The organism is Microbacterium sp. Y832, assembly GCF_057669765.1.
This window is the reverse complement of record NZ_JBYHFM010000004.1, coordinates 346581-359365: the sequence shown is the minus strand read 5'-3', so window position 1 is coordinate 359365 and position 12785 is coordinate 346581. Positions and strand designations below refer to the sequence as shown.

The 12785-nt window shown below is 70.5% G+C and carries 11 protein-coding genes; 6 read left to right on the top strand and 5 right to left on the bottom strand.

The window, feature by feature from the left end; genetic code table 11:
- The first annotated feature begins 42 nt into the window (after positions 1–42).
- On the top strand, positions 43–636 hold the full coding sequence (locus AC25YV_RS10290) for a zinc-binding alcohol dehydrogenase (RefSeq protein WP_488123745.1): 594 nt from the start codon (positions 43–45) through the stop codon (positions 634–636).
- Positions 637–638: 2 nt separating this feature from the next.
- On the opposite strand, the gene AC25YV_RS10285 is transcribed toward AC25YV_RS10290, so the two are convergent.
- Positions 639–1001 (bottom strand): potassium transporter Trk, encoded by a 363-nt coding sequence (locus AC25YV_RS10285; protein ID WP_488123744.1) that lies wholly within the window; start codon positions 999–1001, stop codon positions 639–641.
- Positions 1002–1076: 75 nt separating this feature from the next.
- Positions 1077–4460, bottom strand: a complete 3384-nt coding sequence (locus tag AC25YV_RS10280; RefSeq protein ID WP_488123743.1) for an HtaA domain-containing protein — start codon at positions 4458–4460, stop codon at positions 1077–1079.
- A gap of 153 nt (positions 4461–4613) precedes the next feature.
- On the opposite strand from AC25YV_RS10280, the gene AC25YV_RS10275 reads away from it, so the two are divergent.
- The 3 genes from AC25YV_RS10275 to AC25YV_RS10265 are packed head-to-tail and all read left to right on the top strand — an operon-like array spanning position 4614 to position 7575.
- Positions 4614–5732, top strand: coding sequence for a heme/hemin ABC transporter substrate-binding protein (locus AC25YV_RS10275; RefSeq protein WP_488123742.1), 1119 nt, complete (start codon positions 4614–4616; stop codon positions 5730–5732).
- Positions 5729–6802 carry a FecCD family ABC transporter permease gene (locus AC25YV_RS10270; protein ID WP_488123741.1) on the top strand — a complete coding sequence of 358 codons (1074 nt, stop codon included), beginning with the start codon at positions 5729–5731 and terminating at the stop codon, positions 6800–6802. The genes AC25YV_RS10275 and AC25YV_RS10270 overlap by 4 nt, the downstream gene beginning before the upstream one ends.
- Positions 6799–7575 carry a heme ABC transporter ATP-binding protein gene (locus AC25YV_RS10265; RefSeq protein WP_488123740.1) on the top strand — a complete coding sequence of 259 codons (777 nt, stop codon included), beginning with the start codon at positions 6799–6801 and terminating at the stop codon, positions 7573–7575. Before AC25YV_RS10270 ends, AC25YV_RS10265 begins: the two co-directional genes overlap by 4 nt.
- A 15-nt stretch (positions 7576–7590) precedes the next feature.
- Here AC25YV_RS10265 and AC25YV_RS10260 read toward each other — a convergent pair whose 3' ends face one another.
- Entirely contained in the window at positions 7591–7947 is a 357-nt protein-coding gene (locus AC25YV_RS10260) for a sterol carrier family protein (RefSeq protein ID WP_488123739.1), read from the bottom strand.
- A 44-nt stretch (positions 7948–7991) separates the two neighbouring features.
- On the opposite strand from AC25YV_RS10260, the gene purD reads away from it, so the two are divergent.
- On the top strand, positions 7992–9269 hold the full coding sequence (purD, locus tag AC25YV_RS10255; protein ID WP_488123738.1) for a phosphoribosylamine--glycine ligase: 1278 nt from the start codon (positions 7992–7994) through the stop codon (positions 9267–9269).
- Positions 9270–9347: 78 nt separating this feature from the next.
- Positions 9348–10304 carry a phosphoribosylaminoimidazolesuccinocarboxamide synthase gene (locus tag AC25YV_RS10250; RefSeq protein ID WP_488123737.1) on the top strand — a complete coding sequence of 319 codons (957 nt, stop codon included), beginning with the start codon at positions 9348–9350 and terminating at the stop codon, positions 10302–10304.
- Positions 10305–10389: 85 nt separating this feature from the next.
- Here the strand turns inward: AC25YV_RS10250 and AC25YV_RS10245 are convergent, their stop codons facing one another.
- Positions 10390–11967, bottom strand: a complete 1578-nt coding sequence (locus AC25YV_RS10245) for a hypothetical protein (protein WP_488123736.1) — start codon at positions 11965–11967, stop codon at positions 10390–10392.
- A complete protein-coding gene (locus tag AC25YV_RS10240; protein WP_488123817.1) occupies positions 11949–12743 on the bottom strand; it encodes an ABC transporter ATP-binding protein in 795 nt (264 codons plus the stop codon). The genes AC25YV_RS10245 and AC25YV_RS10240 overlap by 19 nt, the downstream gene beginning before the upstream one ends.
- Positions 12744–12785: the final 42 nt, after the last annotated feature.

Genomic DNA, 12785 nt, shown 5'->3' with positions numbered 1-12785 from the left:
CGAAACCGCGCCGACGAAGGGGCGCCGCCTACAATGGGCGGCATGAGCAGCACTGCGCAGTGGCTCGTCCGCGAGGACGCGGCCGAGTCGGTGCTCGTCGCCCTGTATCTGCGGCAGGTGCTGGGGATCCGCTTTCCCGACGAGTTGCCACAGCTGCGCAGCGTCCCCCCGCGTGCGAGTGAACCCGCACAGGACGACCTCGACGCATTCGAAGCCCCCTGGCGGGACTACTGGAACATGACGGTGGAACCCCTCGCGAACCCGTCACCCGCACCGCTCAACCTCGTGCCGGGCTTCGGCACCCTCGTCGCCCTGCCCGGCGACGCAAGTGCGCTGCGCGCGGCGATCGAGCCGCACGCATCCGAAGCCGTCGCCTATGCGAAGGCGGCGCACGCGCGCTACCGGGCCGGAACAGGCGGCGGCAGTGACCGCGCGTACGCGAGCGCGATCGCCGAGCACGAGCGCCGGGTGGGGCGCCCGGCGCACCCGTTCGAGCTGAACGTGCAGGTGCTGCCGCTGACGCAGCGCGGCGTGTGGTGGATCGGCAGTCTCACGATCGCGGTCACCGACGGCCTGCGCGCCGACATCGCGGCGTTCGACTCGGCGGTTCACCCGATCATCGCCGAGCTGGCCTGAACTCAGTCTTCGTGGACCGATTCGTGGTCGATCGTCACGTCACGGGTGCGCTTGCGGGACCGGCGGTCGAAGACGAGCGCGACGAGGGCTCCGAGGACGATGCCGATCGGGACGCAGCCGAGGATGAGGAAGCCGAAGACCTGGCCCCGTGAGTACACGATGCCCGTGTAGCGGCTCACATCGAGCGACCCGTCGAACGCATACGTCAGGACCAGTGCGACGACGATGCCGACTGCCGCGCCCAGCAGCATGAAGACCCAGATCTTGGGGGCTCGGCGCATGCGCACGACCTCGCGACGATCATCGATGCGAGGAGCGGATGCCGCGTGGTCGGGCTGTTCGGGGGTCTGTGCCATGTCGGCCATTCCCCCATTGTCCCACCTGCGACGACGACAGGGCCCCGCGGAGGCCATCCGGGGGCGCTGTCGTCACTCAGATCGTCAGGCGGAGCGGCGACGAGCCACGACGACCCACACGACCGCGCCGATCACGATGACCAGGGCGAGGCCGCCGACCGCCCACGGCCACACCGCGGCGGCCTCGTCGGGCTCCACCGCGTCACGCTGGGCCTCGGCGGCGACAGGTGCGTCCGCGGTGACGGCCACGGCGGGTTCGCCGCAGTCGTCCGAGACCGGGATGACCGCCGAGACGGGGTCCATCTGCTCACCCGCGGGATACGTACCGAAGGCGACCGAGCCCGCATCGGTCAGCGTCGAGGCGAGACCATCGAGCACGAGAGCACCCGAGGCGACCTCGAGGTCGGGCAGCGCGAACTCGACGAATCGCACGCCTTCGTCGGCGACGACTTCGCCCGCCTGCGTCGTGCCGAGCACGTCGAACACGAGGTATCCGACATCGCCCGCGAGCTCGATGCGCGCATTATCGAGCGTCGTGTCGAGCACGCCGTCGTGGCCGCGGAACCGGACGCTGCCGTCGAACGCGACGAGACCCGTGCCGGCCTCGAGATCGACGGGGCCCGTGCCCTCCGACCAGACGAACTCGGGGTACACGTATTCGACGCCGACGACATCCCAGCCGCCCTTGCCGATGCCCTCGATGTAGGTGCGGAACCCTTCACGGAAGCCCCAGTTCAGGGTCGCTCCGGTCACGACGCAGCCCGCGAGGGCCTCCGCCTCGCGTGCGAGCGTGAAGCGCACTCCCCGATCGACCGATCCCTGGAAGGTGAGCGTGTGCTCCCCGTCGGCGAGGGTCGCCGGGAGCGATCCCTGCCACGTCGCGGTGCCCGCGGCATCCGCCGTCACTTCGCCGAGCAGGACGGGCGTCGAGTACACGACGACACGGATGCCGGGTTCGTTCGGCTGGAAGCCGGATGCCGAGATCACGACCGACTCGCCGGCCTCGAGCGCGGCCCGCGTCGCGTCGTCGAGCTGGATGCCCTCGGTCGCCGGCGGCGTCGCGGGCAGCTCGGTGCGCGCGCCGGGGGCAGCAGCTGCCACGGTGCCCGATGAACCGACGGGCGCGAAGCCCGCCGCACCCACGGTGAAGGTGATCGGATCGAGCGCCGTGGAGAAGCCGTTGAGCACGCGGTTGAGCCCCGCGCTCGTGAGCGACACGGGCGCCCCGGCGAAGGTGACGGCCCCGTTCGAGGTCGTCTTGGTCGCCGCGCCGAGGTTGATGTCCGCGAAGTGCACCTGCGACCCGGCAGAGGCGACGTACAGCGCCGCAGAGGTGGGAGAGGTCGCCTGGATCTGCGGGTTCGCGACGGTGACGTCGAGCACGCCGGCGTGCGCCGTGAACCGGACCGCGCCGAGGTACGACACCGAGCCCGTCCCTGCCGCCGCATCGAAGGTCGCGCCCGCGGCCTGCCCGAACTGAAAGAGTCCGTTCGCGCGCGTCGCGCCGCCGCTCACGGCGATGCTGCCCTTCGCGAAGGTCGTGATGTAGTTCGTGAAGCTCGACGAGAGCGCCCAGCTCAGCGAGCCGGATGCCACGGGGATGCCCGGCGCGACCGGAGTCACGGGTTCAGCGGGGTCGACCGGGGCCGGCGGGGTCGTGCCGGGGAAGAGCGCGGTCCACTGCGCACCCGTGATCGGCACGTCGGCGCGCGCGAAGATCGTCTCGGCGTTCGGCGCCGCATGCTGTTTCCACACGATCACCTCGTAGCGCTTGGAGCGATCCAGCTTCGACGTTTCGGCGATGAGGGTGAAGCTCGTCGCGCCGTCCGTCACGGTCGGGAACGGCAGTGCGAAGGCGACGTAACCGCCGTCGGTGTCGAGCAGCGCCTCGGTGCCCTTCTCGATCATCGCGGCGTACACGCCGGACACCGATCCGAGCCCCGACGCCTGCACGCGCACCGTCGCGCCCTTGGCCTGCGAGGCCGCCGTCACCGAGGCCTCGGCGGAGGGGCCGGCCGGCTTCGCGAAGGCGAGCGGGGTATACGTCTCGAACCCGGCGTACTTGGCACCGGAACCCGAGTACGTGTAGATGCCGTAGTTGCCCGAGACGACCTCGTCAGCCTGCGCAACCGTCAACTCGATCTCGAACGAACCATCCGCCGCGATCGCGAACCCACCGCTGGCAGCATTCACCGCACCACCGAAATCAGCCGCAGCCACACCCCAACGGTCCTCGAACACCGTGCGCGCGGACGACGGCGCACCCGCCGACGGACGCCACGAATCAGCGAACGCACCGAACACGACATACGCGCCACCGAACTTGCCCATCAGCGGCGGACGCGTGCCCGTCGTGCCCGGCTCATCCGGAACGAACCCAGAACCCGTCACCGTCACCGTCTCACCCGCGGGATCCAGCCCCGACGTCTTCGACACCGACACCGAAGGAACCGGAGCAGCCGGCTTCGCGAAGGCGAGCGGGGTATACGTCTCGAACCCGGCGTACTTGGCACCGGAACCCGAGTACGTGTAGATGCCGTAGTTGCCCGAGACGACCTCGTCAGCCTGCGCAACCGTCAACTCGATCTCGAACGAACCATCCGCCGCGATCGCGAACCCACCGCTGGCAGCATTCACCGCACCACCGAAATCAGCCGCAGCCACACCCCAACGGTCCTCGAACACCGTGCGCGCGGACGACGGCGCACCCGCCGACGGACGCCACGAATCAGCGAACGCACCGAACACGACATACGCGCCACCGAACTTGCCCATCAGCGGCGGACGCGTGCCCGTCGTGCCCGGCTCATCCGGAACGAACCCAGAACCCGTCACCGTCACCGTCTCACCCGCGGGATCCAGCCCCGACGTCTTCGACACCGACACCGAAGGAACCGGAGCCGGCTCGATCGGATCGACAGGAGTCGTCGGCTCGGGGTCCGGGGTCGGTTCGGGGTCCGGGGTCGGTTCGGGGTCGGGCGTCGGTTCGGGGTCGGGCAGCGCCTGCCAGTCGAGGGCGAGCGTCGCGTTCTGGCTGGGGTCACCCATGCCCTGCCCGTGCGCCTTCGAGGCGTAGACGGCGTACTGCACGCCCTCGGTGTAGGCGGGAACGGTCAACTGCACCTGGAAGGACCCGTCTGTCGCCATCGGGGCGGTGCGCTGTCCGTCGCCCGCACCCTCGACGTTGCCGACGGCGAGCCAGACCACATCGGTGATCTGCGCGCTGCCGAGATAGAACCCCGGCAGTCCCACGGGGCCGACGCCGATGTAGACGCCCGGCGCAGCACCGGCGAAACCGGAACCGGTCACGGTGACCGTACCCCCGGCGCGCGGTGCCGCGTCGGCGGACAGCGCGGGGCCGGCCGCGACGGCCGCCGGGGCGCTGATCGCACCGGCGATCACGAGGAAGAGGGCGAGAAGCGCCGCGATCACGGCCTTGCCGCGATGGAGGACGGGCAGTGTGGACACGATGTCTCCGGCTCTGCCGACGCACGCAGGGCAGCGTGGGCCGGTGCGTCGATGCAAGCGGGTGGGATTCGATATTTAGGTGTGGCTTACCTAAACTCGACTCGACCGTAAGGCAGCATCCGCGCCACCGTCAAATTCCCGTGAGGCTCACCTATGCAACGCACCCGTCTGCTCGCCCTGATCGCCGCGGCAGCGCTTCTTCTGAGCGGATGCTCCGCAGCGGGAGCCACACCACCGGCATCCCCGCCCGCCGAGTCGGGCTGCCCCGACGCCGCCGTGCCGCTGAGCGACCTCGAGCCCACCGCCGACCCGCGGGCCGTCGAAGGGCCCTCGACGGCGTGCATCCCCTCGCTCGCGATCGATCCCGTCGCCGATACCTCGCCGCCCGCCCTTCCCGTGACGCTGACCGACGCGGAAGGCCGCACCGTCGAGGTGACCGACGTGTCCCGCATCCTTCCCGTCGACATCTCGGGAACGATCGCAGCGACCGTGTTCGCCCTCGGGCTCGGCGACAACATCGTCGGCCGCGATACGTCGACGGACTTTCCCGGCACGGAGGACCTGCCCGTCGTGACGAAGTCGGGTCACACCCTCAACGCCGAGGCGATCCTCGAGATCGCGCCCACCATCGTGCTGACCGACACCTCGATCGGCCCGAAGGAGGTGCGTCAGCAGCTGCGCGACGTGGGTATCGCCGTCGTCGTCATCTCGTCCGAGCACAACCTCAACACCGTGGGTGACCTCGTCGACGAGATCGCCCACGCGCTGGGCGTCGATCAGCGCGGCGACGCATTCCGCATGCAGCTCGAGACCGAGATCGCCGAGGCACGGGAAGAGGCGACCGGCGTCGCTCCTGCGGCAGCATCCGATCGTGTCCGGATGCTGTTCCTCTATGCCCGCGGCAACGCCAACATCTACTACATCTTCGGTCGCGACTCGGGCGCGGATTCGCTCATCGAGGCCGTCGGCGGCATCGATGTCGCCGGCGAGATCGGCTGGGAGGGCATGAAGCCCATGACCGCCGAGGCGCTCGTCGCGGCGCAGCCCGACGTCATCGTCATGATGACCGACGGCCTCTCGTCGGTGGGTGGTGTCGACGGGCTCATCGAGATGATCCCCGCCGTCGGACAGACGCCGGCTGGCGTCAACCGCCGCGTCATCGACATGGCGGACACCGCAATCCTCAGCTACGGGCCCCGCTCACCCGACATCGTGCGCGCGCTCGCGCGAGCGCTCTACGCACCGCACGCCGCGTCGGGCCCCGGCACATGACGAGCGAAGTCGTCGTCCCGACACCGACCCGGGGTCGCATGCCGCGCTTCATCGTGCTGACGATCGTGATGGCCGTCGCGCTCGTCGCCGTCGCGCTGGTGTCGCTCGGCGTCGGCCAGTACCCCCTGCCGCCGTCCGAAGTGCTCGGCATCCTGCTGCAGGCCGTCGGAATCGACACGGGGCTCGCCCCCGCCGCTGCGACGGCGAGCGGCGTCGTGATGGACATCCGGATGCCGCGGGTCGTGCTCGGCCTCATGGTCGGTGCCGCCCTGGCTGTCTCGGGCGTACTCATGCAGGCGATCTTCGGCAACCCGCTCGCCGATGCAGCCGTCGTCGGCGTCTCGTCGGGAGCCGCGCTCGGCGCCGCCGCGAGCATCACGTTCGGCGTCACGGCGCTCGGCGGCTGGTCGACACCCGGCCTCGCATTCATCGGCGGCCTCGCCGCCGTCTTCGCGGTGTACTTCGTGAGCCGGTCGGGGGGACGCACCGAGGTGGTCACCCTGCTGCTCACGGGCATCGCGGTCAACGCGATTGCGGGGGCAGGGCTGGCGTTCATGACGTTCCTCGGAACGAACGCCACACGCGAGCAGATCGTGTTCTGGCAGCTGGGCAGCCTCAACGGCGCCCTGTGGCAGAACATCGCGCTCGTCGCGCCGCTGCTCGTCATCGGCACGATCGCGGCGCTCGTCGTCGCGCGCAGACTCGATCTCTTCGCCCTCGGCGAGCGCACGGCGCGCCACCTCGGTGTGCGAGTCGAACTGCTGCGCATCGTGGTGATCGTGACAGTCGCCCTCCTCGTGTGCGCGGCCGTCGCCTTCGCCGGCATCATCGCGTTCGTGGGGCTCGTCATCCCGCACCTGATGCGCATGGCGATCGGTCCCGCTCACCTGCCGCTGGTCATCACGAGCGCCCTCGGAGGAGCGCTGCTCATCGCGATCGCCGACCTCATCGCCCGCACCGCCGTGCCCCTCGCCGACCTGCCGATCGGCATGCTCACCTCGCTCGTCGGCGGGCCGTTCTTCCTCTGGCTGCTCGTGCGCACGCGCCGCCGGGCAGGAGGCTGGGGATGACCGTCCGCCTCGAAGCCCGCTCCGTCACCGTCATCCCCGACGGGTCGCGCCGCGCGATCCTCTCGGACGCCTCGGTCGAAGTGCACGACGGTGAAGTGCACGCCCTTGTCGGCCCCAACGGCGCCGGCAAATCGACCCTGTTCGGCGTCATCGCCGGCGACACGACACCGACGCACGGCGAGGCCCTGCTCGATGGGCGGCCCCTGCGCGAGTACCCGGGCCGTGAACTCGCGCGGCTGCGAGGTGTTCTGCTGCAGCAGAACACCGTGACGTTCCCGTTCACGGTGGCCGAGGTCGTCGAGATGGGGCGGGTGCCGTGGGCGCGCACGCCGCACGAGGACGAAGACGCCGATGCGATCCGCCGCGCCCTGCAGGACACCGACATCACGCAGCTGGTCCACCGCACCATGCCGTCGCTCTCGGGAGGAGAGCGTGCCCGGGTCGCACTGGCGCGCGTGCTCGCGCAGCGCACAGACATCCTGCTGCTGGACGAACCGACCGCAGCCTTGGACCTCAAGCACCAGGAGGACGTGCTCGCCGTCGCACGGAGCCGGGCCCGCGACGGGGCCGCCGTCGCGGTCGTGCTGCACGATCTGAACGCCGCGCTCTCGTCTGCCGACCGCGTCACGCTGCTCTCAGAAGGACGCGTGGTGGCGTCCGGTGAGCCGAGCGACGTGCTCACGGCCGAGCTCATCGAAGAGGTCTACCACCAGGCCGTCGATGTCTTCCCGCACCCCCTGACCGGTACGCCCATCGTGATGCCGCGGCGCTGAGAGCGGCGCCCCGGCTCAGGGACGCAGCGGCAGCAGATCGGAGACGTCGGCGCGCGTGCCCGAAGCGATGATGCGGCCCGCGGCCGCGGCATCCGCCCAGTGCTCGTCACCGAGGGCGACGGCGATCCAGGTCGCGGGATCGGTCTCGACGACGTTGGGCGGCGTGCCGCGCGTGTGGCGCGGTCCTTCGAGCACCTGCACGGCCCCGAAAGGCGGCACGCGCACCTCGACGGTGTGGCCGGGAGCCTTCTCGGCGAGCAGCTGCAGCAGATAGCGCACGGCCGTTGCGAGATCGTTGCGGCCGGGCGAGTCCGCGGCGCGAACGGACGCAAGGGCTGCTCGGCCGAGGTCGGTCGTGATCCTGCGGGGCATGGCTCCACGGTAACGCCGCGGTGTGGCGTCGGTAGGCTGGGCGCGTGAGAATCCTGGTCCTCGGTTCGGGCGCGCGCGAGCACGCCATCATCCTCGCCCTGCGTTCGGAGGAGGCCTCGCACGAGATCTTCGCCGCGCCCGGCAACGCCGGCATCGCCCGCGACGCGACGCTCACCGCGATCGACGCGAACGATCCCGGGGCGGTGACGACCTTCGCGAACGAGAATGCGATCGACCTCGTCGTGATCGGCCCCGAGGCTCCCCTCATCGCGGGGGTCGCCGACGCGCTGCGCGAGCGAGGCATCCCGGTGTTCGGTCCCGGCAAGGCCGCCGCTCAGCTCGAAGGCTCGAAGTCGTTCGCGAAGCGGGTCATGGAAGCGGCGGGTGTGCCGACCGGCGGCGCGACCCGTGCGCGCACGCGCGCAGAGGTCGAAGCCGCGCTCGACGAGTACGGCGCACCGCACGTCGTGAAGGCTGACGGACTCGCCGCAGGCAAGGGCGTGATCGTCACCTCCGACCGCGAGGCGGCGCTCGCGCACGCCGACACGTACCTCGCCGACGGCGCGGTGCTCGTCGAGGAGTTCCTCGCGGGCCCCGAGGTGTCGCTGTTCTTCCTGAGCGACGGCGATCACGTGCTGCCGCTGAGCCCCGCGCAGGACTTCAAGCGGCTCGGCGACGGCGACACGGGCCCCAACACGGGCGGCATGGGCGCGTACTCCCCCCTGCCGTGGCTCGCCGACGACTTCGGCAGCGAAGAGGCATTCGTCGACCTCGTCACGGCCCAGGTCGCCGAACCCGTCATCCACCAGCTCGACGCCGAGGGCACCCCCTTCATCGGCCTGCTCTACGCCGGGCTCATCCTGACCGAGCAGGGCATCAAGGTCATCGAGTTCAACGCGCGCTTCGGCGACCCCGAGACCCAGGTCGTGCTGCCCCGCCTGATCGACCCGCTCTCGGAGCTGCTTCTGGCGGCGGCATCCGGCCATCTCGAGGATGAGCCGCGACCGTCATTCGCCGACGAGGCGGCCGTGACCGTCGTGCTTGCGAGCGAGGGCTATCCGCAGGCACCCGTGACCGGTCGGCCCCTGACCGGCCTCGACGCGGCAGCCGCCGTCGACGGCGTGCACCTGGCGCACGCCGCCACCGCCGAGCGCGACGGGATCCTGATCACGACGGGCGGGCGCGTGCTCAACGTCGTCGGGGTGGGAACGTCGTTCGCCGAAGCCCGCGAGCGCGTCTACCGTGCCCTCGGCGAGATCGCCCTCGAGGGCGCGCAGCACCGCACCGACATCGCCGCCCGCGTCGTCGAGACGGCTCTCTGACCCGGCACCGGCCGGATCCCGCCGTCGCCGTCTCGCGGCCCGTCCGGGGGCCCGGCAGCGCTCCGGGATAATGGGCGGGTGACAGACCCCCACCCTCTCGACCTCGCCGGTTGGCGCCACGTCTATTCGGGCAAGGTGCGCGACCTGTACGAGCCCGACCCGTCGGCGGGCTCAGTGGCCGCCGGCGCGGGGCGCATGCTCGTCGTCGCGAGCGACCGCGTGAGCGCGTTCGACCACGTGCTGTCCCCCGGGATTCCGGACAAGGGCGTCCTGCTCACCACCCTCAGCCTGTGGTGGTTCGACCGGCTGGCGGGCGCCGACGGGGGTCGCAGCATCCCGAACCATCTCGCAGCGTCGCACGCCCTCGGGCCGGGCGACGAGACGCTCGACCTGATTCCCGACGCCGTCGCGGGGCGCGCCATGCTTGTGCGCTCCCTCGACATGCAGCCCATCGAGTGCGTCGTGCGCGGCTACCTCACCGGGTCGGGCTGGGCCGAGTACCGCGAGAGCGGCACGGTGTGCGGCATCCGCCTGCCCGACGGTCTCACCAACGGCGATCGACTGCCCACCCCGATCTTCACGCCGGCCTACAAGGCGCCGATGGGCGAGCACGACGAGAACATCTCGTTCGACCAGGCCGTCGAACTCGTCGGCGCGGAGCGCGCTGAACTGCTGCGCGACCTCTCTCTCGAGATCTACGAGCGCGCCGCGCGCACGGCCGAGGAGCGCGGCCTCATCCTCGCCGACACGAAGTTCGAGTTCGGCATCGACGACGACGGCGTCATGACCCTCGCCGACGAGGTGCTCACGAGCGACTCCTCCCGGTACTGGGACGCGGCGGCGTGGGCCGAGGGCACGACGCCGGCCGAGCGCATGGCCAGCTTCGACAAGCAGATCGTGCGCGACTGGCTCGCGGCGAATTGGAACCCGGAGCCCGGGGCGCCGCAGGCTGAGCCCCCCGAGCTTCCCGCTGAGGTCACCGAACGCACGGCCGCCCGCTACCGCGAGCTGCTCGAGCGACTCACCGGAGCCTGAGTCGGGCGTCGACAACTCCGGATAGATCGCGCCACAACCTCGTCACGGGGCGCGAGCGCACGATTCGTCCGGAGTAGTCGACACCTCAGGCGTTCTTCATCGCCTTCAGCCGCGAGAGCAGCGCCGGGCCCGAACGATCGAGCATCCGTCCGCCGACGAGAACGCCGACGATCAGGAACACCGCGCCGAGCGCGAGCCCCACGCCGCACGCGATCCAGCTGAGCAGCGCGCTGCCCGTGAAGAACCCGATGAGTCCGACGACGATCGCCGGCGCCGCGAGCACGATCGACACGAGCCAGATCCCGAAGAAGACGAGTCCTTGCAGAAAGGTCGTGCCGGGCACCTTCTTGAACGGGTTGTCCCCCGAGTCGGCGACGGGGACGACGATCTGCGCGCTCGTCACGGCGCACACGCCGTACCCCGTCAAGAGGATCCCGAGCGACATTCCGAGGATGCCCGGCAGCTGAACCCAGTTGCCCGAGAAGAAGAACGGCATCACGGCCGCGAGCAGCAGTACCGGCACGGCGACAACTGCCGCCGCGAGCACCCGTCCGGCACGGTCGGCGCGGCCACTGACACCCGACGCGAGCTCGGTGCCGAACGCCGTTCCGTCGTACGAGATGTCGGCGTACACGACGATGCCGATGAAGATCGCCATGACCGGGGCCGAGAAGCTCAGGCCGTTCGCCACGTCTCCGTCGCGCAGGTAAAACCAGAGCAGCACGGGCACGATCGGCACGACGATGAGCTGCCGAAGGTACCGCGGATCGCGGATCCAGTAGGTGAGCGACCGGGCGAACACGGCGCCGGCAGCCCCGGTCGGCACCCGCCCGAACAGGCCGATCCTGCCGGCGGCGACCGTCGCGGCAGCCGCCGAACGCGGGTGGGCGAGAGCCGACGCGAGGGACCAGCGCCACAGCACCCACAGCAGCGCCAGCGTCGCGAGGGCGATGGTGAGCTTCGTTGCGGCGGCGAGCCAGTCTCCTGACGCGACGTCGCCCGGCACGGCCCACGCGGCGCCGATGGGAGTCCACCCGAGCACTCGCACGGTGACGAGCAGCGTGTCGACGTTGAGTGCGAACCCCGTCGCGACCCCCGCGATGATCGGACCGGCCAGCATGAGCGGAATGAACACCAGCACCCCAGATGCTTCGCGCAGGCGGCGCTTGCCGCCCAGACCCGAAGCGAGCGACGCGACCGCGCGCGACGCGACGACGGCGGTCACCACGGCGAGCGGCACGCAGATGAGTGCGGCGATGAGCGCGAGCGGCCAGTGGATCCACGTCGTGAGCGTGCCGAGCGCGGCAACCGACGTGACGATTCCCGGGATGCCGCACACTCCGGCGAGCGCCAGGGCGACCATCATCCGCCCGAGCGTCATCGGGAAGACGACCAGTCGTTCGGGATCGAGGGTCATGTCGACGCCGAACACGATGAGCGGTCCCAGCACCCACCCGAGCGTCACGAGCGACCCGACGCCGACGATGACGTTCACCGCGAGATCGAGCGGACCGAAGCCGAGCACGACGAGTCCCACGATCGCCCCGAGCAGCACCCCCAGGCCGTACAGCGCACCGAAGATGAAGCCGACGAGCTGCCACGGACTGCGAGCGAGCTGGTTGCCGAGAACCCGGAAGCGCAGCTTCAGGAGTGTCGCAACCATTCCGGCCCTTCCGTGTGCCGGCGGCCGCCGACGAGGTCGACGAAGCGGTCCTGCAGCGACTGACCCGCACGCACGTCATCGACCGTGCCGGCGACGAGCAGGCGTCCCGCGGCGATGATCGCGACGTGGTCGCACATGCGCTGCACGAGGTCCATCGAGTGGCTCGACACGATGACGGTGCCGCCCGAGCTCACGTATCCCGTCAGGATGTCCTGAATGTTCGCCGCTGAGACCGGGTCAACCGATTCGAACGGCTCATCGAGCACGAGCAGCCGTGGCGCGTGCACGAGGGCGCACGCGAGTGCGATCTTCTTGGTCATGCCGGCCGAGTAGTCCACGACCATCGTGCCCGCGGCATCCGTCATGTCCATGAGGGCGAGCAGGTCGTGCGTGCGCCGGGCGACCTCGTCATGCGGCAGCCCGAACAGCAGCCCGTTGTAGGTGACGAGCTGCTCGCCGGTGAGCCGGTCGAACAGCTTGACGCCGTCGGCGAGATTGCCGAGCATCGCCTTCGCGCGCACGGGCTCGCGCCACACGTCGACGCCGTGCACGAACGCCTGGCCCCCATCGGGCACGAGCAGGCCGGTCGCCATCGACAGCGTCGTCGTCTTGCCGGCGCCGTTGGGACCGACAAGACCATAGAACGAGCCGATCGGGACCGTCAGCGTGATGCCCTCGACGGCGACCTTCTCGCCGAATCGCTTGTGGAGCCCGTCCAGCTTCAGCGCCGCGGTGTCCCCCGCGGCGGGCGCGCGGGGCGTCGACGCCGGAGCCACACCGGGCGGGGGCGGAAGGACAGGATCGGTCACGCTCTACTC